The organism is Cellulosimicrobium cellulans, assembly GCF_016907755.1.
In the GTDB taxonomy this organism is placed as follows: Bacteria; Actinomycetota; Actinomycetes; order Actinomycetales; family Cellulomonadaceae; genus Cellulosimicrobium; species Cellulosimicrobium cellulans_D.
The window spans coordinates 2339893-2363349 of sequence record NZ_JAFBCN010000001.1; the positions used below are offsets into that span (position 1 = coordinate 2339893).

At 74.6% G+C, this 23457-nt stretch carries 21 protein-coding genes; 18 read left to right on the forward strand and 3 right to left on the reverse strand.

Annotated features, from left to right (window positions below):
• Positions 1 to 25: 25 nt before the first annotated feature.
• The 8 genes from JOE63_RS10060 to JOE63_RS10095 all read left to right on the forward strand — a co-directional run bounded on the left by JOE63_RS10060 (position 26) and on the right by JOE63_RS10095 (position 8319).
• Positions 26 to 883, forward strand: coding sequence for a phosphatidate cytidylyltransferase (locus JOE63_RS10060; RefSeq protein ID WP_087471739.1), 858 nt, complete (start codon positions 26 to 28; stop codon positions 881 to 883).
• 124 nt (positions 884 to 1007) lie between these two features.
• Positions 1008 to 2099, forward strand: coding sequence for a 23S rRNA (adenine(2503)-C(2))-methyltransferase RlmN (gene rlmN, locus JOE63_RS10065; RefSeq protein WP_374059066.1), 1092 nt, complete (start codon positions 1008 to 1010; stop codon positions 2097 to 2099).
• Positions 2096 to 2647: a DivIVA domain-containing protein gene (locus tag JOE63_RS10070; protein ID WP_087471740.1), complete on the forward strand. Its 552-nt coding sequence runs from the start codon at positions 2096 to 2098 to the stop codon at positions 2645 to 2647. The genes rlmN and JOE63_RS10070 overlap by 4 nt, the downstream gene beginning before the upstream one ends.
• Positions 2648 to 2672: 25 nt before the next feature.
• Positions 2673 to 3434, forward strand: a complete 762-nt coding sequence (locus tag JOE63_RS10075) for a class I SAM-dependent methyltransferase (RefSeq protein WP_204541076.1) — start codon at positions 2673 to 2675, stop codon at positions 3432 to 3434.
• A gap of 56 nt (positions 3435 to 3490) precedes the next feature.
• A complete protein-coding gene (gene dxr / locus JOE63_RS10080; protein WP_204541079.1) occupies positions 3491 to 4690 on the forward strand; it encodes a 1-deoxy-D-xylulose-5-phosphate reductoisomerase in 1200 nt (399 codons plus the stop codon).
• Positions 4691 to 4745: 55 nt separating this feature from the next.
• Complete coding sequence (locus JOE63_RS10085) at positions 4746 to 6056, forward strand: M50 family metallopeptidase (protein ID WP_204541082.1); 1311 nt, start codon at positions 4746 to 4748, stop codon at positions 6054 to 6056.
• A gap of 153 nt (positions 6057 to 6209) precedes the next feature.
• On the forward strand, positions 6210 to 7349 hold the full coding sequence (ispG, locus tag JOE63_RS10090; RefSeq protein WP_204543614.1) for a flavodoxin-dependent (E)-4-hydroxy-3-methylbut-2-enyl-diphosphate synthase: 1140 nt from the start codon (positions 6210 to 6212) through the stop codon (positions 7347 to 7349).
• A 7-nt stretch (positions 7350 to 7356) separates the two neighbouring features.
• Complete coding sequence (locus JOE63_RS10095) at positions 7357 to 8319, forward strand: GNAT family N-acetyltransferase (RefSeq protein ID WP_204541085.1); 963 nt, start codon at positions 7357 to 7359, stop codon at positions 8317 to 8319.
• A gap of 18 nt (positions 8320 to 8337) precedes the next feature.
• On the opposite strand, the gene JOE63_RS10100 is transcribed toward JOE63_RS10095, so the two are convergent.
• Positions 8338 to 9261 carry an Fpg/Nei family DNA glycosylase gene (locus JOE63_RS10100; protein ID WP_204541089.1) on the reverse strand — a complete coding sequence of 308 codons (924 nt, stop codon included), beginning with the start codon at positions 9259 to 9261 and terminating at the stop codon, positions 8338 to 8340.
• A gap of 33 nt (positions 9262 to 9294) precedes the next feature.
• On the opposite strand from JOE63_RS10100, the gene JOE63_RS10105 reads away from it, so the two are divergent.
• The gene (locus JOE63_RS10105; RefSeq protein WP_204541092.1) at positions 9295 to 11163 is read left to right on the forward strand and encodes a proline--tRNA ligase; all 1869 of its coding nucleotides are present in this window, start codon (positions 9295 to 9297) and stop codon (positions 11161 to 11163) included.
• Between the two features lie 168 nt (positions 11164 to 11331).
• Here JOE63_RS10105 and JOE63_RS10110 read toward each other — a convergent pair whose 3' ends face one another.
• The gene (locus JOE63_RS10110; RefSeq protein ID WP_204541095.1) at positions 11332 to 12435 is read right to left on the reverse strand and encodes a DUF4439 domain-containing protein; all 1104 of its coding nucleotides are present in this window, start codon (positions 12433 to 12435) and stop codon (positions 11332 to 11334) included.
• A 151-nt stretch (positions 12436 to 12586) separates the two neighbouring features.
• On the opposite strand from JOE63_RS10110, the gene rimP reads away from it, so the two are divergent.
• From rimP to rbfA, 5 genes are all read left to right on the forward strand, one after another.
• The gene (gene rimP / locus JOE63_RS10115) at positions 12587 to 13201 is read left to right on the forward strand and encodes a ribosome maturation factor RimP (RefSeq protein ID WP_087471748.1); all 615 of its coding nucleotides are present in this window, start codon (positions 12587 to 12589) and stop codon (positions 13199 to 13201) included.
• Between the two features lie 2 nt (positions 13202 to 13203).
• Complete coding sequence (nusA, locus tag JOE63_RS10120) at positions 13204 to 14268, forward strand: transcription termination factor NusA (RefSeq protein WP_204541098.1); 1065 nt, start codon at positions 13204 to 13206, stop codon at positions 14266 to 14268.
• Between the two features lie 80 nt (positions 14269 to 14348).
• A complete protein-coding gene (locus JOE63_RS10125; protein WP_239577659.1) occupies positions 14349 to 14672 on the forward strand; it encodes a YlxR family protein in 324 nt (107 codons plus the stop codon).
• Positions 14673 to 14827: 155 nt separating this feature from the next.
• Positions 14828 to 17695, forward strand: coding sequence for a translation initiation factor IF-2 (gene infB / locus JOE63_RS10130; protein ID WP_087471751.1), 2868 nt, complete (start codon positions 14828 to 14830; stop codon positions 17693 to 17695).
• A gap of 139 nt (positions 17696 to 17834) precedes the next feature.
• Positions 17835 to 18278, forward strand: coding sequence for a 30S ribosome-binding factor RbfA (rbfA, locus tag JOE63_RS10135; RefSeq protein WP_047232669.1), 444 nt, complete (start codon positions 17835 to 17837; stop codon positions 18276 to 18278).
• 114 nt (positions 18279 to 18392) lie between these two features.
• Here rbfA and JOE63_RS10140 read toward each other — a convergent pair whose 3' ends face one another.
• A complete protein-coding gene (locus JOE63_RS10140; protein ID WP_087471752.1) occupies positions 18393 to 19925 on the reverse strand; it encodes an MFS transporter in 1533 nt (510 codons plus the stop codon).
• Positions 19926 to 20006: 81 nt separating this feature from the next.
• On the opposite strand from JOE63_RS10140, the gene JOE63_RS10145 reads away from it, so the two are divergent.
• From JOE63_RS10145 to JOE63_RS10160, 4 genes are all read left to right on the forward strand, one after another.
• The gene (locus JOE63_RS10145) at positions 20007 to 20597 is read left to right on the forward strand and encodes a TetR/AcrR family transcriptional regulator (RefSeq protein ID WP_239576679.1); all 591 of its coding nucleotides are present in this window, start codon (positions 20007 to 20009) and stop codon (positions 20595 to 20597) included.
• Entirely contained in the window at positions 20594 to 21583 is a 990-nt protein-coding gene (gene truB, locus JOE63_RS10150) for a tRNA pseudouridine(55) synthase TruB (protein WP_204541101.1), read from the forward strand. Before JOE63_RS10145 ends, truB begins: the two co-directional genes overlap by 4 nt.
• A 107-nt stretch (positions 21584 to 21690) precedes the next feature.
• Complete coding sequence (locus tag JOE63_RS10155) at positions 21691 to 22725, forward strand: bifunctional riboflavin kinase/FAD synthetase (protein WP_087471754.1); 1035 nt, start codon at positions 21691 to 21693, stop codon at positions 22723 to 22725.
• A gap of 2 nt (positions 22726 to 22727) precedes the next feature.
• Positions 22728 to 23432, forward strand: a complete 705-nt coding sequence (locus tag JOE63_RS10160) for an ABC transporter ATP-binding protein (RefSeq protein WP_087471755.1) — start codon at positions 22728 to 22730, stop codon at positions 23430 to 23432.
• Positions 23433 to 23457 lie beyond the last annotated feature (25 nt).

A 23457-nucleotide genomic window follows, 5' to 3' on the forward strand; every position in this document is an offset into this window, starting at 1 on the left:
GTCCGGCGAGCTCCGCCACGCACCGATGACCGACACCTCCTCGACGGCCGCCGGCGACAGCACCTCTGCGGCGCGCGCCCCCAAGGCGGGCCGCAACCTCCCCGCGGCGATCGCGGTGGGCCTCGGCCTGCTCGCGCTCGTCGCGGCGAGCCTCGCCTTCCGGCCCGAGTTCTTCGTGCTGCTCGCGACCGTCGCGGTGGGCGCCGCGCTGTGGGAGCTCGCCCAGGCGTTCAAGCGCCGCGAGCTGCACCTCCCGCTCCTCCCGCTCCTCGTGGGCACGGTGGGCATCCTCGTGTCCTCGTACTACTCGGGTCCCGAGGCGCTGCTCGTCTCCTTCATGCTCACGGTCGCGGGCGCGGTCGTGTGGCGGGTCATCGACGGGTCCGGGACCGCGGCGGTGCGCGACGCCGCGGCGGCGACGTTCGCGGCGGCCTACCTGCCGTTCATGGCGGGCTTCGTCATGCTCATGCTCGCCGCCCCTGACGGGCGCATCCGGGTCCTGATCTTCATCCTGCTCGCCGTCGCGAACGACGTGGGCGGGTACGTCGCAGGTGTCCTGTTCGGGCGCCACCCGCTGGCTCCCTCCGTGAGCCCCAAGAAGTCCTGGGAGGGGCTCGCGGGCTCGTTCGTGCTCGCGACGGCGATCGGCGTGGTCGGGGCCGTGGTGGGCCTCGGAGCGAGCCCGCTCGTGGGCGTCGCGCTGGGCGTCCTCGCCCCGCTCACGGCCACGATCGGCGACCTCGCCGAGTCGATGATCAAGCGCGACCTAGAATTGAAGGACATGGGGTCGCTGCTGCCCGGTCACGGAGGCATCCTGGACCGGCTCGACTCCATGCTCCTCACCGCCCCGTTCGTGTACGTGCTCCTCGCGCTGGCCGTCTGACAGCCGTCCGACAGCCCGCTCGCACCGCGGTGCGAACCGTCCGCACGACCCCCCACGCTTGGACCTCCTCATGACCGTCCGTTCCGTCCGCCCCTCCGCGGAGTCGAAGCCGCTCCCGCTCGTCATGACCGCGCCGCGGCGCGGCAAGCCGCCGCGCCACTTCGCCGACCTCGCGCCCGAGGAGGTGCGCGACGTCGTCGTCGAGCTGGGGGAGAAGCCGTTCCGGGCCAAGCAGCTCGCGACGCACTACTACGCGCACCTCACGCGCGACCCCGAGGCGATGACGGACCTGCCGAAGGCGACGCGCGACGTGCTCACGGACGCGCTGTTCCCGCCGCTGCTCACCGCGGCGCGCCGGATGGAGGCCGACGGCGGGACGACCGTCAAGACGCTCTGGCACCTCTTCGACGGCGCCAAGGTCGAGTCGGTCCTCATGCGGTACCCGCAGCGCTCGACGCTGTGCGTGTCGAGCCAGGCGGGCTGCGGCATGGCGTGCCCGTTCTGCGCGACGGGGCAGCTCGGCCTCACGCGCAACCTGTCCGTCGCGGAGATCGTCGAGCAGGTCCGCTCCGCGGCCCGGTCGCTCGCCGACGGGGAGATCCCCGGCGGCCCGACCCGGCTCAACAACCTCGTGTTCATGGGCATGGGGGAGCCGCTGGCCAACTACAAGGCGGTCATGGGCACCGTCCGCCGGCTCGTGGCGCAGGCACCTGACGGGCTCGGCATGTCGGCCCGCAACATCACGGTGTCGACGGTCGGCCTCGTCCCGGCGATGCGCAAGCTCGCCGACGAGGGGATCCCGGTGACGCTCGCGCTGTCGCTGCACGCCCCCGACGACGACCTGCGCAGCGAGCTCGTGCCGATCAACACGCGGTGGAGCGTCGACGAGACGCTCGACGCGGCGCGGCACTACTTCGAGGTCACCGGCCGGCGCGTGAGCATCGAGTACGCGCTCATCAAGGACATGAACGACCACGCGTGGCGCGCCGACCTGCTGGGCGAGAAGCTCAACGCACGCGGCCGCGGCTGGGTGCACGTCAACCCGATCCCGCTCAACCCGACGCCCGGCTCGATCTGGACGGCCAGCGACCCTGCCGTCGAGGCGGAGTTCGTGGCACGATTGCGCGGGCACGGGATCCCGACGACGATCCGTGACACCCGCGGCAGCGACATCGACGGTGCCTGCGGGCAGCTCGCTGCAGAGGAGGACGAGTGAGTTCGCTGTTCACCACGGTCGGCAAGACCCGGAACGGGTACGACCCCGAGGAGGTCGACGACTTCTTCGAGCACGCCCGCGACGTGTACGAGGGCCGGGTGCAGGAGCGGCTGACCAGCACCGAGATCCAGGCCTCGGTCTTCGACCTGGTCCGTGGTGGGTACGACACGCACGAGGTCGACGCCGCGCTGGACCGCCTCGAGGGCGCCTTCATCGCGCGCCAGCGCGCGGAGTACGTCGCGGCGCACGGCCAGCAGGCCTGGATGAACGCGCTCGCGGAGCGCGCCCGGTCGCTCTACGGCCGCCTGGGTCGACCGGACGGCGAGAAGTTCGCGCTGGCGGAGCGCGGCAAGCCCGGGTACGACGTCGACGACGTGGACGACCTGTGCGACCGCCTCGTCGCCTACTTCGACCGTCAGGTGCCGATCACCGCGGCGGAGATCCGCTCCGCGACCTTCGGCCGCGCGCGCGGGCGCGACGGCTACGCGGAGGGCCCGGTCGACGCGTTCTTCGCCCGTGCCATCGAGGTCCTGCTCGGCGTCGAGTGACGGCGTCCCGGACTTCACGACGCGCGTGAGCCTCGACCCCCGGACGTCGTCGAGCCCGCTGGTGCGGGGTGCGGCGTCGTGGCTGGAGGCGGTCAACGCCCGGCACCCGTGGAGCCACAACGAGCACCTCCACGGCTGGGTCGTGCGTCGGGTCCCGCGCGGCGCCCAGGTCGTGCTCGACGTCGGCTGCGGGTCCGGCGTGCTGCTCACGAGGCTGCGCGGGCGCGTCGCGGAGGTGCACGGGATCGACACCGACTCGGGCATGGTCGGCCAGGCGCTCGCGCGCCACGCCGCGGATCCTGCGGTGACCGTGCGGCGGCTCGGGTTCGACGACGTCCGCTCGCCCGACGACGTCCGCTCGCCCGAGGGGTCCGGTCGACCAGGTCGTCCGGCGGGCCGGAACGCACCTCGACCTGACGGCTACGACGCGGTGACGATGGTCGCGGTTCTCCACCACCTGGACCTCGACGCGGCGCTCCGGCACGCCCGGAGCCTCCTCGCACCGGGCGGGCGCCTGCTCGTCGTCGGCCTCGCGCGCGTGGGGTCGGCGCGCGACCTCGCGGTCGACGTCGCGTCCGCGCTCCTCAACCCGCTCGTGGGCATGGTCAAGCACCCGCGACGTGCGCGGCCCGGCGAGGCCGGGCCCGACGCGCCGGGCATGCCCGTCCGCGACCCGCGGCACACGTTCGGCGAGATCGCGAGCAGGGCCCGGGCGTGCCTGCCCGGGGCGCGCGTGCGCCGTCGGCTCTTCTTCCGGTACACGCTCGAGTGGACGGCGCCGCGCTGACCGGGCGGCGACACGCCGTGCCCACGCACGGCGCGCGGCCTGGGAGGATGGGTCCCATGCTCGACGGACCCGCTCCTGCCCCCCGCACCGTGACGATCCTGGGCTCGACCGGGTCGATCGGCACGCAGGCGATCGACGTCGTCCAGGCCCACCCGGACCGGTTCCGCGTCGACGCGCTCTCGGCGGGCGGCAACGACGTGGAGCTGCTCGCGCGCCAGGCCGCCGCGCTGCGCGTGCGCGCGGTCGGCGTCGCGGACGCGTCCCGCGCGGCCGCGCTGAGCGAGGCGCTGGCGGGGACGTTCGCTCGTCGGGGGGACGTCCCCGAGGTGCTCGCGGGCCCCGACGCCGCGGCCGAGCTCGCCGGCCGGGGGAGCGACGTCGTCCTCAACGGCGTCACGGGTTCGGTCGGCCTCGGACCGACGCTCGCCGCGCTGCGCGCGGGGTCCACGCTCGCGCTCGCGAACAAGGAGTCGCTCGTCGCCGGGGGTGCGCTCGTGCGCGCTGCTCAGCAGCGCCCCGATCAGATCGTGCCCGTCGACTCCGAGCACTCGGCGATCGCGCAGTGCCTGCGCTCCGGGTCGCGCGCCGAGGTGCGTCGCCTGATCCTCACCGCGTCGGGCGGTCCCTTCCGCGGCTGGGAGGCCGACGCGGTCAAGGCCGCGACGGTCGAGCAGGCGCTCGCGCACCCCACCTGGGCGATGGGCCCGGTCGTCACGGTGAACTCCGCGAGCCTCATGAACAAGGGGCTCGAGCTCATCGAGGCGCACCTGCTGTTCGACGTCCCGGCTGACGACATCACGGTCGTCGTGCACCCGCAGTCCGTGGTGCACTCGATGGTCGAGTTCGTCGACGGCTCGACGATCGCCCAGGCGTCGCCCCCGGACATGCGGCTGCCCATCGCGCTCGGGCTGTCGTGGCCGGAGCGGCTCGACCCCGTGACGCCGCCGTGCGACTGGACGACCGCGACGTCGTGGACGTTCGAGCCGCTCGACGACGCCGCGTTCCCCGCGGTGAGCCTCGCGCGCGCCGCCGTCGCGGCGAGCGCGACCCACCCGGCCGTGTACAACGCGGCCAACGAGGAGGCTGTCGCGGCCTTCCTCAGCGGACGCGCAGGTTTCGGTGACATCGTGGCGACGGTCGAGCGCGTGCTCGCGGCGCACGACGGAACCCCCGCGGACGCCGTGACGTTGGACGACGTGGCAGGGGCCGAGGCCTGGGCGCGCGCCCGCGCGCGCGAGATCCTGGACCGCCGGTGACGAGCAACCGCTCGGGTGCGTCGAGCGCCCGGACCGAGAAGGAGCAGAGGGACAGATGGCGACGCTGATCGGCATCCTCGTGATCGTGGTCGGGATCGTCGTCTCGATCGCGCTGCACGAGGTCGGGCACATGGTGCCCGCGAAGAAGTTCGGCGTCCGGGTGAGCCAGTACATGGTCGGGTTCGGCCCGACCCTGTGGTCGCGCACGAAGGGCGAGACCGAGTACGGGTTCAAGGCGATCCCGCTCGGCGGCTACGTCCGCCTCGTCGGCATGTACCCGCCCGCGCCCGCCGGTGCGCGGCCGCGTGGGAGCGGCTTCTTCTCGCAGGTCGTCGCCGACGCCCGCGACGCGAGCACCGAGGAGATCCGTCCCGGCGAGGAGCACCGGGCCTTCTACAACCTCTCCGCGCCCAAGAAGGTCGTCGTCATGCTCGGCGGCCCCTTCATGAACCTCCTCATCGCGTTCGTGCTCATGGCGATCGTGTGCGTCGGCATCGGCCTGCCCGCCGTCACGACGACGGTGGGCTCCGTGTCCGCGTGCGTCCCGTCGGTCGTCGCGACCGAGCAGGAGGACTGCGCCGCCACCGCCGACCCGTCGCCCGCGGCCGCCGCGGGGCTGGAGCCGGGCGACACGGTCGTGTCGTTCGACGGCGAGGAGGTCACCTCCTGGGACCAGCTCTCCGGCATGATCCGCGGCTCGGCCGGCCAGGCGACGCCCGTCGTCGTCGAGCGCGACGGCGAGCAGGTCGACCTCACCATCACGCCGGTCGACGTCGAGCGCCAGGTCGTCGCCGAGGACGGGACGCCCGTCGTGGACGACTCCGGCGACCCGGTGACCGAGCCGGCCGGCTTCGTCGGCTTCACCCCGACGGTGGAGCGGCAGCCCACGGGGATCGGCGTGGCCGCCGAGGCCACGTGGCAGCAGGTGAGCGGCACGGCGGGGATCATCGTCACCCTGCCCGTCAAGGTCTACGAGGCCGCCCAGGCCGCGTTCACCGACGCGCCGCGGGGCCAGGACTCGGTGATGAGCGTCGTCGGCGTCGGCCGTGTCGCCGTCGACGTGGCAGGTGCCGAGAGCCCGGTCCTCGACCGCGTCGTGACGATGCTCATGCTGCTCGCCGCGCTCAACGTGGCCCTGTTCGTCTTCAACCTCATCCCGCTGCTGCCGCTCGACGGCGGGCACGTCGTCAACGCCCTCTACGAGGGTGCCAAGCGCACGGTCGCACGGGTCCGCGGCCTCCCGCGCCCCGGCCCCGCGGACCTCGCCCGCATGATGCCCGTCGCGTACGTCATGTTCGTCGTCCTCGTCGGCGTCGGCGCCCTCCTCATCCTCGCCGACATCATCGACCCCGTCCGGCTCACGTAGCCCGCCGCGCCGCCCGTCAGGCAGGTCTGCGTGGAGGGGGCGCGAAGATGTGCTGGACCGAGCGGGAAGGTGACGACCCGGACAGGTCCGACGTGCGGCGTGGGACGGCGGGCGGGGGATACTAGGGGCGTGAGCGTACCCATCAGTCTCGGAATGCCTGCCGCCCCGCCGCCGGTCCTCGCGCCGCGACGCACGAGCCGCAAGATCAAGGTCGGCAAGGTGGACGTCGGCGGCGACGCCCCGATCAGCGTCCAGTCGATGACGACGACGCCGACGACGGACATCAACGCGACGCTCCAGCAGATCGCGGAGCTCACGGCGTCGGGCTGCGACATCGTGCGCGTCGCGGTGCCGAGCGCGGACGACGCGCTCGCGCTGCCGGCGATCGCGAAGAAATCGCAGATCCCCGTGATCGCGGACATCCACTTCCAGCCCAAGTACGTGTTCGCCGCGATCGACGCGGGCTGCGCCGCGGTGCGCGTGAACCCGGGGAACATCCGCAAGTTCGACGACCAGGTCAAGGAGATCGCGAAGGCGGCGTCGGGCGCGGGCGTGTCGCTGCGCATCGGCGTCAACGCGGGCTCGCTGGACCCGCGCCTGCTCGCCAAGTACGGCAAGGCGACGCCCGAGGCGCTGGTCGAGTCGGCCGTGTGGGAGGCGTCGCTGTTCGAGGAGCACGGCTTCCACGACTTCAAGATCTCCGTGAAGCACAACGACCCCGTCGTCATGGTGCGGGCGTACGAGCTGCTCGCGGAGGCGGGGGACTGGCCGCTGCACCTCGGCGTGACCGAGGCCGGCCCGGCGTTCCAGGGCACGATCAAGTCGGCCACGGCGTTCGGCGCGCTGCTGAGCAAGGGCATCGGCGACACGATCCGCGTCTCGTTGTCGGCGCCTCCGGTCGAGGAGGTCAAGGTCGGCAACCAGATCCTCCAGGCGCTCAACCTGCGCCCGCGCAAGCTCGAGATCGTGTCCTGCCCCTCGTGCGGTCGCGCCCAGGTGGACGTGTACACGCTCGCGGAGAAGGTCACGGCCGGGCTCGAGGGCATGGAGGTGCCGCTGCGCGTCGCGGTGATGGGCTGCGTCGTCAACGGTCCGGGCGAGGCGCGCGAGGCGGACCTCGGCGTCGCGTCGGGCAACGGCAAGGGCCAGATCTTCGTCAAGGGCGAGGTCGTCAAGACGGTGCCCGAGTCGCTCATCGTCGAGACGCTCATCGAGGAGGCGCTGCGCATCGCGGAGACCATGACGCCGGAGAACGACGCGCAGGCCGGCCCGCCGGTCGTCACGGTCGGCTGACGGTCCGGTGGCCCGCTGGCGTCCGTCCGTCCCGTCCCTGAGGCCGCGGTCGCGCGGGGAGGCCGGTGACGGTGAGCACGCCCGGGCGCGCGTCCTGGTCGACGCGGACGTCCCGGAGGCGCTCGCGGTCTGCGCGGGCGACCCGGTCGCGTCGACGCTCGCGGCGGCGCGGCTCGCGGTCGCCCAGCACGCGAGCCTGCACGCGGCGGGCGGTCAGGCGTGGGGGTTCCCGGCCGTCGGGCCGCTCGAGGCGGTGTGCTGGGCGGGGGCGAACCTCGTGCCGGTGGTGCCCGTGTCGCTCGACCCGTCGCGTGCGCGGGAGGCGGTCGCGGCGTTCGCGGTGCTCGCGCGGCACGCGGGGCGGCGGTCGTCGTCGGTCGTGGGCGAGCGCGACGCGGTCCTGGCGCTGTGGGAGCTGCTCGCGCCCCACTGGCCGTCGCCGCGCGAGATCCGGGCGAACCAGCCGTCGCTCGCGATCGACCGCGAGCCCGACGTCGAGCCGGACCCGGGCGTGCGCCGCTCCGTCCCGGCGGAGGTGCCCGTCGTCCTGCCCGCCTGCGTGCGCATGTTCACCGAGGAGGTGGGTTACTCGCCGGTCGAAGGCGGTGGGCGCGCCTACGAGGAGCGGGTGCGGTCGCTCGTGCTCGCGGGACGGTCGTTCGTCCGGCTCGCGGCGAGCGACGGCGCGCCGCACGTCGTCTTCAAGGCGGAGCTCGGGGCGGTCACGCCGCTCGTCGCGCAGGTCCAGGGCGTGTGGGTCGACCCGCGGTACCGCGGGCGGGGCCTCGCCGCGCCGGGGATGGCCGCCGTCGTGCGCCTCGCGCGCCAGGGCACCCCGGCCGAGGCCGCCCGCCGCGTCGCCCCGCCGGTCGTGTCGCTGTACGTCAACGACTACAACGCGCGCGCCCTCGCGACGTACCGTCGCGTCGGGTTCGAGCAGGTCGGCACGTACGCCACCGTCCTCTTCTGACGACCCGCGGGCACGGCCCTACTTGAGCAGCCGCGACATGCGGCGGTCGGCGAGCACCTGACCGCCCGTCTGGCACGTCGCGCAGTACTGCAGGCTCCGGTCGGCGAAGCTCACCTCGCGCACGGTGTCCCCGCACACGGGACACGGCAGCCCGGTGCGCCCGTGCACGCGCATCCCCGCGCGCTTGGCGTCCTTGAGCTCGGCGGCCGGCTTGCCCGACGACGCCGCGACGGCCTCGGCGAGGACCTCGCCCACGGCGGCGTGCACCCGGGCGACCTCGTCCGGCGTGAACGAGCGCGTGAGCTTGAACGGGCTCGTGCGGGCAGCGTGGAGGATGTCGTCGGAGTAGGCGTTGCCGATCCCGGCGATCGACGACTGGTCGCGCAGCAGCCCCTTGACCTGCTGGTTGCGCGCGGCCATGAGCGCACCGAGGGCCTCGGGGGTGAAGCCCGGGTCGAACGGCTCGATCCCGAGCGTCTCGACCGCACGGACCTCCTCGGGATGCCGGACGACGTGCACCGCGAGCCGCTTGCGCGTCCCGGCCTCGGTGAGGTCGAACCCCGAGCCGTCGTCGAACCGCACGCGCAGCGCGAGCACCGCGGCCTTCCCGCCGCCGCTGCCGCCGAGCCGGGGCCGCACGGGCGTCGTCGGCGCCTTCTCCGACCACCGCAGCCACCCGGCCCGGGCGAGGTGGAAGACGAGGTGGACCTCGTCGTCGGGCCCGGGCGCGGGCCGGCCGCCCGTGGGCTGCGCGAGGACCAGGTCGAGCCACTTGCCGTGCCGCCGGGCACCCGTCACGACGCGCCCGACGAGCGCGCCGACGGGCGGGTCGAACGTCTTGAGCGCGGCGATCTGCGCGACGTCGGCGGCGACGACGGTGCGGCCGGTCGCGCGGTCGTCGAGGAACCGGACCAGGGCCTCGACCTCGGGCAGCTCGGGCATGGGGACATCCTCCCCGCCGGTAGGGTGGGGCGCATGTCTTCCGTCACGTCCGGCGCGCCCGCCGCGGCCTCCACCCGCGTCCGGGGCGCCGACCTCCTGCGCCTGTCCACCCTGTTCGTCCGGACGCTGCGCGAGGACCCGGCCGACGCCGAGGTCGCGAGCCACAAGCTCCTCGTGCGAGCGGGCTACATCCGTCGTGCCGCCCCCGGCATCTACACCTGGCTCCCGCTCGGGCTGCGCGTGCTGCGCAAGGTCGAGGACGTGGTCCGCGAGGAGATGGCCGCGGCGGGCGCGCAGGAGGTGCACTTCCCGGCGCTGCTGCCCAAGGAGCCGTACGAGGCGACGGGCCGCTGGTCGGAGTACGGGCCGAACATCTTCCGGCTCAAGGACCGCAAGGAGGGGGACTACCTCCTCGCGCCGACGCACGAGGAGATGTTCACGCTCCTCGTCAAGGACCTGTACTCGTCGTACAAGGACCTGCCGCTGACGATCTACCAGATCCAGACCAAGTACCGCGACGAGGCGCGCCCGCGAGCGGGCCTCATCCGCGGCCGCGAGTTCGTCATGAAGGACGCCTACTCGTTCGACACCACGGACGAGGGTCTCGAGCGCTCGTACGAGGCGCAGCGTGCGGCGTACCGGCGCATCTTCGACCGGCTCGGGCTCGAGTACGTCATCGTCGCCGCGACGTCGGGCGCCATGGGCGGCTCGCGCTCGGAGGAGTTCCTCACCCCCACGCCGATCGGCGAGGACACGTTCGTGCGCTCGCCCGGCGGGTACGCGGCGAACGTCGAGGCGGTCGTCACGCCCGTCCCCGCGGACGTCGACTACGCCGACGCACCCGCGGCGCACGTCGAGGACACCCCGGACACCCCGACGATCGACTCCCTCGTCGCCCTCTCCAACGCCCGCTTCCCGCGCCCCGACCGCGCGTGGACGGCGGCGGACACGCTGAAGAACGTCGTGCTCGCCGTCACGCACCCCGACGGCCGTCGCGAGGTCGTCGTCGTCGGGCTGCCCGGCGACCGCGAGGTCGACCTCAAGCGCGTCGGCGCGGCGTTCGAGCCGGCCGAGGTCGAGCCGGCGACGGACGCGGACTTCGCCGCGCACCCCGAGCTCGTCAAGGGCTACATCGGCCCGCAGGCGCTCGGCCCGAACGTCCGCCGTGACGTGCCGACGGACGTCGCCGAGGGCGAGGTGCCCGAGCGGCACTCCGTGCGCTACCTGCTCGACCCGCGCGTCGTCGCCGGCACGCGCTGGATCACGGGCGCGAACGCGCCGGGGCGGCACGTGTTCGACCTCGTCGCCGAGCGGGACTTCGCCGCCGACGGCACGGTCGAGGCCGCCGAGGTGCGCGCGGGCGACCTCGCGCCCGACGGGTCCGGCCCCCTCGAGCTCGCGCGCGGCATCGAGATCGGCCACATCTTCGCGCTCGGCCGCAAGTACGCCCAGGCGCTCGGGCTCACCGTGCTCGACGAGAACGGCAAGCAGGTCGTCGTGACCATGGGGTCGTACGGCATCGGCGTGACGCGCGTGCTCGCGGCGCTCGCGGAGGCCAACCACGACGACGCCGGGCTCGCGTGGCCGGCGCACGTCGCCCCCGCGCACGTGCACGTCGTCGCGACGGGCAAGGACGCGAGCGTGTTCGACGAGGCCGAGCGCCTCGCGACCGAGCTCGCCGCCCGGGGCGTCGAGGTCGTCTACGACGACCGCCCCAAGGTCTCGCCCGGCGTGAAGTTCAAGGACGCCGAGCTCCTCGGCGTGCCGCTGCTGCTCGTCGTGGGCCGTGGCCTGGCCGACGGCGTCGTCGAGGTCCGCCCGCGCGTGGGCGAGGCCGTGCAGGTGCCCGTCGCGGACGCCGTCGAGCACGTTACGGCGCAGGTGGCCGAGCTCCTCGGCTGACACGTCGCAGCGCCGGAGGCGCCCCCGGCCTGGTTTCACGGGCCGGGGGCGCCTCCGTCGTCCCAGGGGAGCGGCCGGGGGAGCGACGGTCCGGCACGGGTCGCGTGCCGGCCCCGGGACGGCAGCCGGGTGGTGCCCGTCCGACGGTGGGGCGCGGACAGGCTCCGCTCAGCCCGCGGCCTGCTCCGGGAGGCCGGGGAAGGCGACGGGCGCCTCGCCCCACGCGACGGCGCTCGCCCAGGAGTCGACGAGGAGGGCCGTCGGCTCGGCCCGGGACGTGGGCGCGGCGGTGGCGACGAGGCTCGCGTACGTCTGCGCGAGGCCGGACTCGACCTGGCGCGCCAGGGCGGCGAGGTCGGCGTCGTCCGGCAGCACGTAGGCGACGCGGCGCGGGTCCTGGGTGGTGCCGTCCGTCCCGGCCGCGAGGGCCCACGCCTGGCCGCGCGCCCGGTGCTCGGCCGCGCGTGCGACCGCCGCCGTGCGCGCGTCGCCCTCGGACTGCGCCGCGCGCACCTCGAACGCGTACCCCGCGGCGTCCTCGGACTCGACGAGCGTCGCGAGGTCGGCGGCACCGACCCCGGCCGGGGCCTCCTCGACGGGCGCGGCCGTCGTCACGAGCCCGTCGGCAGCGGTCGACCCGGTGAGCGCGGCGAGGCGCCGCGCCGAGACGTGCTCCGACGTGGCGACGGACGCGAGGAGCCGGGCGAGCCCGGCGTCCGTCGACGCGTCGGCCGAGGCGCCCGTGCGCTGCGCGGCCTCCACGAGGGCGACGACGACGTCGTCGGTCGTGGGAGCACCCGCGGCCGGGGCGTCCGTCGCGCCGCTCTCGGCCTGCACGCCGGCCGGGTCGTCCTCGGCCCGCTCGCCGCCAGCATCGTCCGCGGGAGCGCTCGCCGCGGGGTCGTCCCCGGGGAGGTCGAGGTCGCCCAGTCCCGAGTCGTAGACGCCGCCGAGGGCGTCCGCGTGCTGCTCGGCGAACGCCGCGACCTCCGCGAGGGCCGCGAGCGTGGCCGGATCGGTCACGCTCGGCGTGACGTCCGCCACGAGGTCGGCCACCGCGAGGGCGTCGTCCACCGCGCCCGCCCGCAGCACCTCGACGGCGTCGGGCGAGGGCTCGGTGGGGGGCGGGGTCTCCAGCCGCACGCCGCACCCGGCCGCCAGGACGGCCGCCGTCAGCACCGTCACGGCCGCGAGCACCCGGCCGCCGGGCCGGGGCGTCCGGCGCGGGCGGGGACGGGTCGCGGCGGGCGCCGCGGTCGCGTGGGGACTCATCGGGGGCGATGATGTCACGTCCGGGGCCCGCGAGTCGTTAGGCTGGTCCCCGGTCGAACGTCCCGACGGCCAGACCGTCGGGAGATTCCCGAGACAACAACACACCGGTCGTCTTCCGTACCCGGCGTGGGACACGGACAGGAGCTGAGTCATGGCAGGGCAGGCGGGCGGTCAGCCCGGCAAGGCACCCGGAGGCGACGCGGCGACGCACGCGCTCCGCGAGAGCGTGCGCGCGGCGATCGAGCCCGCGGTCCAGGACGCGGGACTCCACCTCGAGGACGTCACGGTGTCGCGTGCCGGAGCCCGGTCCGTGGTGCGTGTCGTGCTCGACCTCCCGGACGACGTCGAGGGGAACCTCGACCTCGACACCGTGGCCGAGGCGACGCGCCCGATCTCGACGGCGCTGGACGCGGTGGACCCGCTCCACGGCGCCTACACGCTCGAGGTCTCGACGCCGGGCACCGACCGCCCGCTCACCGAGCCCCGCCACTTCCGACGCGCCCGCGGCCGCCTCGTGCGCCTCGTGCTCGCCGACGGCGGCACGGTCGAGGGACGCCTGCGGACCGGGTCCGAGGTCGACCCCGAGCTGGTCCTGGACGTGCCGGGCAAGCGCGGTGTCGTGACGGAGCGGGTCGTGCCGCTGGCCGACGTGGTCCGCGGGCAGGTGCAGGTGGAGCTCAAGCGTGCCCTCGAGGCCGACCTGCCCGAGCTCGACGAGACCGACGGCTCGACCGACGAGACGACCGCCCACGACGAGGAGGCCTGACGATGGACGTGGACATGAGCGCGCTGCGCCTGCTGGAGCGCGAGAGGGACATCAGCCTCGACGTCCTGGTCGCCGCGATCGAGCAGGCGCTGCTCTCGGCGTACCACCGCACCCCTGACGCGTACACGCGCGCCCGGGTCGAGCTCGACCGCAAGACGGGCCACGTCACGGTGTGGGCGCGCGAGGAGCTGCCCGCGCCGGAGACCGACGGCGAGGACGACGCCCCGCGGGGCCCGGTCGAGCACGGCCCGGAGTTCGACCACACGCCCGCCGACTTCGGCCGGATCGCGACGTCGACCGCGCGGCAGGTCATCGTCCAGCGCCTGCGCGACGCGGAGGACGACCAGATCCTCGGCACGTTCCGCGGCAAGGAGGGCGAGGTCCTCGCCGGCGTCATCCAGCAGGGGCGCGACCCGCGCGTCGTGCTGGTCGACGTCGGCGGCACGGAGGCCGTGCTCCCGCCGCACGAGCAGGTGCCGACGGAGGAGTACGTGCACGGCGAGCGCCTGCGCGCGTACGTGCTCGAGGTCGCCCGGGGAATGAAGGGCGCGCAGATCACGTTGAGCCGGACGCACCCGAACCTCGTGCGCAAGCTGTTCGAGCTCGAGGTCCCCGAGGTCGCGGACGGCTCGGTGGAGATCACCGCGATCGCGCGCGAGGCGGGGCACCGGACCAAGGTCGCGGTGCGCTCCCGGGTCCCGGGACTCGGGGCCAAGGGCGCGTGCATCGGGCCGATGGGATCGCGCGTGCGCGCCGTCATGGCAGAGCTGCACGGCGAGAAGATCGACATCGTCGACCACAGCGACGACCCGGCGCAGTTCGTGGCGAACGCGCTGTCGCCGGCTCGTGTGTCGTCCGTCACGGTCGTCGACGAGGTGGCCCGTGCCGCGCGCGTCGTGGTCCCGGACTTCCAGCTCTCCCTCGCGATCGGCAAGGAGGGGCAGAACGCCCGGCTCGCCGCGAAGCTCACGGGGTGGCGCATCGACATCCGCTCGGACGAGGGCGGTGCCCCGTCGGAGCGGTCCGACGGCGACGCTCCCGCAGGTCCTCGCGCCGGAGACCGGTAGTCGCCGGGAGTGGACGGTCACGGATGACGGGACGGCGCGGTAGACTGTCCTCGACCGGGCCGCGCGCCCGCACCTCGACCATGCCCCAGGACATCACGACCCGCCCCGTACCCACGGGCCCGGGTCCTGTCCGCACGTGCGTCGGATGCCGGGAGCGCGACCTGCGGTCAGCTCTTCTCCGTCTGGTCCTCGACCGGTCCGGTGCGAGCGCCGACGAGCCCCGGCTCGTGGTGGACGCCGGACGGTCGCTGCCGGGTCGCGGTGCGTGGCTCCACGCGTCGACCCGGTGCCTCGAGACGGCGGAACGCCGGCGGGCCGTCCCGCGGGCCCTGCGCTTCTCCGGGCCCCTCGACCTCGCCGCGGTCCGCACCGCGATCGAGGCACGGTCGGGAGAGCACGGCTGAGCCAATGCACCACGGCCCCACCCGGGGTCGCACTGCACGACACGTCGACAAGGAAGCGGGTTAGAAGCCGATGGGCACCCGATGAGTACCCAGCGATGAGCACCCAGCACTAACGACGGTCCTCCCTGTCCGGGGCGGACCGAGACAGGAGAGTTGTGGCAAAGGTCCGCGTCTACGAGCTCGCGAAGGAGCTCGGGGTGGAGAGCAAGACCATCATGACCAAGCTGACGGAGCTCGGTGAGTTCGTCCGCTCGGCATCCTCGACCATCGAGCCACCGGTGGTCCGCAAGCTGCGCGACGCCTTCCCCGCCGGGGGCGGCGGCGCGAGCAAGCCCGCGGCGGCACCCGCCCCCGCGCGCCCGGCCGCGCCCAAGCCGGCCCCGAAGCCCGAGGTGAAGGCCGAGCCGGCCGCACCCCAGGCGAAGGCGCCCGCGCCCCAGCCGGTGGCACCCGCCCCGGCGAAGGCCGAGCCCGCCAAGGAGCCCCAGGCTCCGGCGCCCGCCGCGCCGGCGCCGAAGGCCCCGGCGCCCCAGGCCCCCGCGGCCGAGCGCCCCGCGCCCGCCCAGAAGCCCACCGCCTCGCCGAAGCCGGGTGGCGGCACGAACGCACCCCGTCCCGGTGGCACGGGCGCGCGCCCCGGCGCCCCGCGTCCGGGCAACAACCCGTTCGCCCCCAGCCAGGGCATGCCCCGGCAGGGTGGCGGGCCTCGTCCGGGTGCCCCGCGTCCGGGCAACAACCCGTTCGCGCCGAGCCAGGGCATGCCCCGGCCCGGCTCGCGCCCGGAGCGCACCGAGGGTGCCGCGGCGGCGTCCGGCGAGCGTCCGGGCGGTCCCCGTCCGGGTGGCCCCCGTCCCGCTCCGCGCCCTGGCGGCCCGCGCCCGAACCCGGGCATGATGCCCGGTCGCACCTCGATCGGCCGCCCCGGTGAGCGACCGGCTCCCGGCGGTCGTCCCGGTGGGGGCGGCGGCGGTCGTGGCGGCGGTGGCGGCTTCGCCGGCCGCCCCGGTGGCGGCGGTGCTCCCGGTGGTGGCGGCGGTTTCGCCGGTCGCCCCGGTGGCGGCGGCCGCGGTGGCGCGGGTCGTGGCTCCACGCAGGGTGCCTTCGGGCGCGCCGGCGGCCGTCCGGTCCGTGGGCGCAAGTCGAAGCGCGCGAAGCGCCAGGAGTTCGAGCAGATGCAGGCGCCGTCGCTCGGCGGCGTGCAGGTTCCTCGCGGCAACGGCAAGACCGTCGTCCGCCTGCGTCACGGCTCGTCCCTGAACGACTTCGCCGACAAGATCGACGCGAACCCCGCGAGCCTGGTCACGGTCCTCTTCCACCTCGGTGAGATGGCGACCGCGACCCAGTCGCTCGACGAGGACACGTTCGGCACGCTCGCGGCCGAGCTCGGCTACGTCATCGAGATGGTCTCGGCCGAGGAGGAGGACCGCGAGCTGCTCGGGTCCTTCGACATCGACCTGGACGCGGAGCTCGAGGCCGAGGGCGACGACGAGCTCATGGCTCGTCCGCCGGTCGTCACCGTCATGGGCCACGTCGACCACGGAAAGACCAAGCTCCTCGACGCGATCCGCCAGACGGACGTCGTCGCGGGCGAGGCCGGCGGCATCACCCAGCACATCGGTGCCTACCAGGTGCGCCACGAGCACGAGGGCAACGACCGCGCCATCACCTTCATCGACACCCCGGGTCACGAGGCGTTCACCGCCATGCGTGCTCGTGGTGCCCAGGTGACGGACATCGCGATCCTCGTCGTGGCCGCGGACGACGGCGTGATGCCGCAGACCATCGAGGCGCTCAACCACGCCCAGGCGGCGAACGTCCCGATCGTCGTCGCGGTGAACAAGGTGGACAAGGAGGGGGCCAACCCCGCCAAGATCCGCCAGCAGCTCACCGAGTACAACCTGGTGGCCGAGGAGTACGGCGGCGACACCATGTTCGTCGACGTGTCCGCCAAGCAGAACATGGGCATCGACGACCTCCTCGAGGCCGTCCTGCTCACGGCCGACGCCTCGCTCGACCTGCGCGCGAACCCGGACAAGGACGCGCGCGGTGTCGCCATCGAGGCGAACCTGGACAAGGGCCGCGGCGCCGTCGCGACCGTCCTGGTCCAGTCCGGCACGCTGCGCGTCGGCGACGCGATCGTCGCCGGCACGGCCCACGGCCGCGTCCGCGCGATGTTCGACGAGCACGGCAACGCCGTGACCGAGGCAGGCCCCGCCCGTCCGGTCCTCGTGCTGGGTCTCGCGTCCGTGCCGAGCGCGGGCGACACGTTCCTCGTGGCGCCCGACGAGCGCACGGCACGCCAGATCGCCGAGAAGCGCGAGGCCGCCGAGCGCGCCGCCCTCCTGGCCAAGCGCCGCAAGCGCATCAGCCTCGAGGACTTCACGCAGGCGCTCCAGCAGGGCAAGGTCGAGACCCTCAACCTCGTCCTCAAGGGCGACGTGTCGGGTGCCGTCGAGGCGCTCGAGGACGCGCTGCTCAAGATCGACGTGGGCGACGAGGTCGAGCTGCGCGTCATCCACCGCGGTGTCGGTGCGATCACGCAGAACGACGTCAACCTCGCGACGGTCGACAACGCGATCATCATCGGCTTCAACGTGAAGTACGGCGAGCGCGTCGAGGACCTGGCCGAGCGCGAGGGCGTCGACGTCCGCTTCTACTCGATCATCTACCAGGCGATCGAGGACGTGGAGGCCGCGCTCAAGGGCATGCTCAAGCCGGAGTACGAGGAGGCCCAGCTGGGCACGGCGGAGATCCGCGAGATCTTCCGCTCCTCGAAGTTCGGCAACATCGCCGGTTCGATCGTCCGCTCGGGCGAGATCCGTCGCAACGCCAAGGCGCGCGTCCTGCGCGACGGCAAGGTCGTGGGGGACAACCTCACGGTCGAGTCGCTCAAGCGGTTCAAGGACGACGCCACCGAGGTCCGCGAGGGCTTCGAGTGCGGTATCGGACTGGGCTCGTTCAACGACCTCCAGGTCGGCGACACGATCGAGACGTTCGAGATGCGGGAGAAGCCGCGTTCCTGACGCTCGTCACGCCCGGGGGCGGTCACGGTTCGTGGCCGCCCCCGGGCGTTCGTCTCCCGTCCCGCCCGGCCGACGGGGACCGTTCGGCGTACGGTCGTCGGGACCGTAGCCGGAACGCTCGGCACGAAAGGAAGAAGCCATGGTCGACCACCCTCGGGCGAGGAAGCTCGCCGACCGCATCAAGGAGATCGTCGCGCAGATGCTCGACACGCGGATCAAGGACCCGCGCCTCGGGTTCGTCACGGTGACGGACGTCCGCGTCACCGGTGACCTGCAGAACGCGTCCGTGTTCTACACGGTGTACGGCACGGACGAGGAGCGGGCCGGGACGGCCGCTGCGCTGGAGAGCGCGAAGGGCCTCATCCGGTCCGAGGTCGGCAAGCAGACGGGGATCCGCCTGACGCCGACGATCGAGTTCCACCTCGACTCCGTCCCCGAGACGGCGGCGCACCTCGACGCCGCGCTCGTCGAGGCGCGTCGTCGCGACGCCGAGCTCGCGGCCCTGCGCGAGGGCAAGGCCTTCGCCGGGGACGCGGACCCGTATCGCACGGCCGAGGAGGAGGGGGAGTCGGCCGAGCGCTGACCTCCGACCCGCACCGCGCCGAGGGCCGGTGGCGACACGCGACGCGTGCCGCCACCGGCCCTTCGGCCGTTCCCACGGGCGCACCGGGAGACGGAGGTCGCCCGGCGGGTGTGGTCAGCGGCCCGTCCCCCGGGGGAGGAAGAGCGCGGCCGCGGTGGCGAGCGCGAGCACGGCGGCTCCGACGGCGAGGGCCGGTACCAGCCCGGTCGCGAAGGCGGCCGGTGTCAGCGCCCCGCCCGCGGCGAGGAAGACGGCGGTCAGCACCGCGACCCCGAGCGCGACGCCGATCTCCCGCAGCGTCGCGTTGACGCTGCTCGCCGTCGCGTGGTCGGCGTCCGCGACCCCGGCGAGCACCGCCGTCGCGACGGGCGCGAAGGTGAGACCCATGCCGACGCCGGCGAGCACGAACGCCGGCACGAGCGCGCCGTAGACGGTCGGGTCCGCGTCCACGAGGTACGCCATCCAGCCGAGCGCGACGGTCTGGAGGGCGAGGCCGGTGACGACGAGGGGACGAACGCCGACCCGGGACGCGAGCGCACCGGCGAGGGGCGCGACGACCATGGGCGCGGCCGTCCACGGCAGGGTCCGGACGCCCGCCTCGAGGGGGGAGTAGCCCTGGCCGACCTGGAGGAACTGCGTGAGCAGGAAGACCGCGCCGAACATCCCGACGGCGAACGCGAGGCTCGCGACGTTGGCCGCGCTGAAGCTCCGCGAGCGGAACAGGCGGAGCGGGACGAGCGGGTGCGCGGTGCGGGCCTCCCGGACGACGAAGAGGACCAGCAGGGCGGTCGCCGCGGCGAGGGTCGCGATCGTCGCCGCCGACCCCCACCCGCGCCGCTCGGCGTCGACGATGCCCCACACGGCGAGCAGGACGCCTCCGCCCGCGAGGAGCAGCCCCGGGACGTCGAACGGCTGCCGGCGCCCGAACGACTCGCGCAGCGCCGCGAGGACGAGCGGCACGGCGACGACGGCGACCGGGACGTTGAGCCAGAAGATCGCCTGCCAGCTCAGGCCCTCGACGACGGCGCCGCCGACGAGCGGGCCGAGCGCGATGCCGAGGCCGGAGACGCCGCCCCAGACGCCGATCGCGAGCGCGCGCCGGGCAGCCGGGACCGCGCCGACGAGCAGCGTGAGCGACAACGGGAAGATCGCCGCGGCGCCGGCGCCCTGGACGGCCCGGGCCGCGACGAGCGCGCCGGGGGTGTCCGCGAGGGCTGCGGCCGCCGACGCGAGCGTGAAGAGCGCGATCCCGCCGACGAACACCCGGCGGCGACCGAGGCGGTCGCCGAGCGCGGCCGCGGGCAGCATGAGCGTCGCGAACGCCAACGTGTAGGCGTTGACGAACCACTGGAGCTGTTCGACGGTCGGCCGGAGCGCCTCCGAGATCACGGGGAGCGCGCCGGTGACGACGAGGTTGTCGAGCGTCGCCATGAACATGGGCAGCGACGCCGCGACGAGCGCGAGGGCGACGGGGCGCGCACGCCGCGCCGTGGGCTCCGGGGAGGGGCGGGGCGCCCGTGCGGTGGGTGGCCGGCGCTCCGGCGCGTCCGCGACGGTCGTGCGCGCGGGGGGCGCGTCGTCGGGCAGGTCGTCGAGCAGCGCGTCGGTCGACGCGGTGGTCGACGGTTCGGTCGAGGGGAGTGTCATGGTCGTGCCTCCGAGGCGGGAGTAAGCATTGATTGATTACTACCTAGGTGACGCTAGTAATCGACTGATAACCTGTCAACCATGAGTTCCGACGGACCGGCCCGGCGCATGACGCGCGACGAGCGCCGCGAGCAGATCCTCGACGCCGCCACCGCGGTGTTCGCCGAGGGCGGCTACGCGGGCACCAGCACGGACCAGGTCGCGCGGGCCGCGAACGTGTCCCAGCCCTACGTGGTGCGGCTCTTCGGGACCAAGGAGGAGCTGTTCCGCGAGGTGTTCGACCGCGTCGCGGGCGAGATCGTCGCGCGGTTCGAGGCCGTCCCGCCCGGCCCGGACGCCAAGGCCGCCATGGGCGACGCGTACACGCGGCTCATCGCCGACCCGGACCAGCTCCGCGTCCTCATGCACGGGTTCGTGCTCGGTGCCGACCCGGTGCTCGGCACCCGGGCGCGCGCGGTGCTGGCGCAGGCGTTCGACCTCTACCGCACGCGCGCCGGGGCGAGCGACGAGGAGGCGCGCGACTTCGTGGCGCGCGGGATGCTGCTCAACACGCTGTTCGCCGTCGAGGCCCCGTCCCACGCCGACGACGACCCGGCGCTCGCGGTGCTCGTCCGGTGCACGGTCGACCCGACGGACCTCCCCGCCCGCGCGGCGACGGAGGGGACCCGATGACCGCCGCACGCACCGAGCGCTCGCGCGACCAGGCGCCCCGCCGCCCGACGGCGCCCGACGGCCTGGTCGTCGTCGACAAGCCGGGCGGCTGGACGAGCCACGACGTCGTGGGTCGCGGACGCCGGCTCGCCGGTACGCGCAAGGTCGGCCACGCCGGAACCCTCGACCCCATGGCGACGGGCGTGCTCGTGCTCGGGGTCGGCCGGGCGACGAAGCTCCTCACGTACGTCGTCGGCGCGGACAAGGACTACGACGCGACGATCCGGCTCGGCGCGACCACGACGACCGACGACGCCGAGGGCGAGGTCGTCGCGTCCGCGGACGCGTCCGGTGTCGGGCGCGCCGACCTCGACCGCGCGATCGCCGACCTCACGGGCGAGATCCTCCAGGTGCCGAGCACGGTGAGCGCGATCAAGGTCGACGGGAAGCGCGCCTACGCCCGCGCCCGCGCGGGCGAGGACGTCGCGCTCGCGGCGCGCCCCGTCGTCGTCTCCCGCTTCGAGGTCCTCGACGTGCGCCCGGCGGTCCCCGGGGAGTCTTCGGGACTCCCCGCCGGCGCGCCCCCCGCGCTCGACGTGGACGTCGCCGTGACCGTGTCGTCGGGCACGTACGTGCGGGCGCTCGCGCGCGACCTCGGCACGGCGCTCGGCGTGGGCGGGCACCTCACGGCACTGCGGCGCACGCGCGTCGGCGGGTACGGGCTCGACGTCGCCTCGACGCTCGAAGAGCTCGAGGCGCAGGCCGACCGCGACGGCGTGCTCGCGACGCTGCCGCTCGTCGAGGCCGCACGCGCGACGTTCCCGGTGCGCGACCTCACGGCGCAGGAGGCCACGGCTCTGTCGTACGGGCAGTGGATCCCCGGGACGGGGACGCCGGGCACGACGGCGGCGATCTCCCCGGACGGCGAGCTCGTCGCCCTGGTCGAGGACACGCGCCGCGGCGGCGCCGACCTCGCGAGGCCGGTGCTCGTCCTGGCGCCCGCCTGACGCCCTCGGTTCGGCGTCGGGGCCGGGGCGTGGCAGTCTTGTCCAGCGGCGCCGACGACTCCCTGCCGGCGCGCTCGACCCATCCCCCTCACCGGAGGAGTTCTCGCGTGCACCTGTGGACGGACCTGAGCCAGGTTCCCCCGGGTTTCGGCCCGTCGGTCGTGACGATCGGCAACTTCGACGGCGTCCACCGCGGCCACGCCCAGGTGCTCGGGCGGATCGTCGACCTCGCTCGCTCGCGCGACGCGCGGGCGGTCGCCGTGACGTTCCACCCGCACCCGGCGGTCGTGCACCGCCCCGAGAGCGCACCGGAGCTCATCACGGGCATCGCCGACCGGGTCGAGCTGCTCGCGGCGGCGGGCCTGGACGCGGTCCTGCTCGTGGAGTACACGCTCGAGTTCGCCCGCCAGACCCCGGAGGAGTTCGTGCGCACGTACCTCGTCGACGGGCTCCGGGTCGGGACGGTCGTCGTGGGGCACGACGTGCGCTTCGGCCGCGACAACGCGGGGACGATCCAGACCATGGTCGAGCTCGGGTCGCGGTTCGGCTTCGAGGTCGTGGCGATCGACGACGTCGGGCAGCACCAGGGCGTGCCCGTCACGGACGAGACCACGCCGGGCGACTCCCAGGTGCGCTGGTCCTCCACGGGCGTCCGGGCGCTGCTCGCGGCCGGCGACGTGCGCGAGGCGGCCCGCATCCTCGGCCGGTCGCACCGCGTGCGGGGCACGGTCGTGCACGGCGACGCCCGGGGTCGTGAGCTCGGCTTCCCGACGGCGAACCTCGGCGCCATCAGCGGCATGGTCCCGGCCGACGGCGTGTACGCGGGGTGGCTGGAGCGGCCGCAGCTCGCGGGCGCCGACCCCGAGCACGCCGACGTCCGGCTCCCGGCCGCGATCTCGATCGGCACCAACCCGACGTTCGACGGCCTCGAGCGGCGCGTCGAGGCGTACGTCCTCGACCGCGCCGACCTCGACCTGTACGACGAGGACGTGGTCCTCGAGCTGGTCGAGCGGCTGCGCCCGACGCTGCGCTTCGACGGCATCGAGCCGCTCGTCGCGCAGATGCACGACGACGTCGCCCGCGCCCGCGAGATCCTCGACGGCGTGGACGGAGAGCCGGTCGCGACGACGCCGGGGTCCTGACCGTGGCGGCACCGGCACCGGCACCTGCTCCCGTGCTCGAGGCGCGCGCGCTCCGTGTCGGCTACGCCGACGTCGCCGTGTGCGCGCCGGTCGACCTCACCGTGCTCCCCGGCGAGCTGGTCGTCGTCATCGGCGCGAACGGCAGCGGGAAGTCGACGCTCCTGCGCACGGTGCTCGGCCTGCAGCCCCCGCTCGGCGGCGCGGTGCGGGCGTTCGGCCGCGCGGTCGACGAGCGCGAGCGAGGCTTCCGCGCGCGCGTCGCGGGCGTGCTCGACGACGACGCGTTCTTCCCCGCGCTCACGGTGCGCGAGCACCTCGTCCTCGTCGCGCGCGGGCACGGCGTGGTCGGCGCGGGGGCGGCCGTGGACGCGCTCCTGGACCGGTTCGGGATCGTGGAGCAGGCGGCGTCGTTGCCGACGGCGCTCTCGTCGGGCCAGCGGCGCCGCTTCCTCCTCGCGTCGGGCCTCGTCCGGCCGCGCGAGCTGCTGGTGCTCGACGAGCCCGAGCAGCGCCTCGACCCCGGGATGCGCGAGCGGCTCGCGGGCCTGCTCGTGGACGACGCGCGCAGCGGCGTCGCGGTCGTCCTCGCTACGCACGACCCCGACCTCGTCGCGCGGACCGGCGCGCGCGGCCTCCTGGTCGGCGACGACGCGTGCGTCGCGCTCGACCCGGCGGACACCCACGACGCGCTCCTGGCGGTGCGCTGACGGTGGTGGACGCGCACCCCGCCGG

Bases quoted from the DNA above. Each gene is read 5' to 3' on its own strand.
- nusA (WP_204541098.1), top strand. From the start codon at position 13,204: ATGGACGTGGACATGAGCGCGCTGCGCCTGCTGGAGCGCGAGAGGGAC.
- rbfA (WP_047232669.1), top strand. From the start codon at position 17,835: ATGGTCGACCACCCTCGGGCGAGGAAGCTCGCCGACCGCATCAAGGAG.
- JOE63_RS10125 (WP_239577659.1), top strand. From the start codon at position 14,349: ATGCCCCAGGACATCACGACCCGCCCCGTACCCACGGGCCCGGGTCCT.
- JOE63_RS10105 (WP_204541092.1), top strand. From the start codon at position 9,295: ATGTCTTCCGTCACGTCCGGCGCGCCCGCCGCGGCCTCCACCCGCGTC.
- JOE63_RS10100 (WP_204541089.1), bottom strand. From the start codon at position 9,261: ATGCCCGAGCTGCCCGAGGTCGAGGCCCTGGTCCGGTTCCTCGACGAC.
- JOE63_RS10140 (WP_087471752.1), bottom strand. From the start codon at position 19,925: ATGACACTCCCCTCGACCGAACCGTCGACCACCGCGTCGACCGACGCG.
- JOE63_RS10110 (WP_204541095.1), bottom strand. From the start codon at position 12,435: ATGAGTCCCCACGCGACCGCGGCGCCCGCCGCGACCCGTCCCCGCCCG.
- JOE63_RS10145 (WP_239576679.1), top strand. From the start codon at position 20,007: ATGAGTTCCGACGGACCGGCCCGGCGCATGACGCGCGACGAGCGCCGC.
- rlmN (WP_374059066.1), top strand. From the start codon at position 1,008: ATGACCGCGCCGCGGCGCGGCAAGCCGCCGCGCCACTTCGCCGACCTC.
- rimP (WP_087471748.1), top strand. From the start codon at position 12,587: ATGGCAGGGCAGGCGGGCGGTCAGCCCGGCAAGGCACCCGGAGGCGAC.
- truB (WP_204541101.1), top strand. From the start codon at position 20,594: ATGACCGCCGCACGCACCGAGCGCTCGCGCGACCAGGCGCCCCGCCGC.
- JOE63_RS10060 (WP_087471739.1), top strand. From the start codon at position 26: ATGACCGACACCTCCTCGACGGCCGCCGGCGACAGCACCTCTGCGGCG.
- dxr (WP_204541079.1), top strand. From the start codon at position 3,491: ATGCTCGACGGACCCGCTCCTGCCCCCCGCACCGTGACGATCCTGGGC.
- ispG (WP_204543614.1), top strand. From the start codon at position 6,210: ATGCCTGCCGCCCCGCCGCCGGTCCTCGCGCCGCGACGCACGAGCCGC.
- JOE63_RS10085 (WP_204541082.1), top strand. From the start codon at position 4,746: ATGGCGACGCTGATCGGCATCCTCGTGATCGTGGTCGGGATCGTCGTC.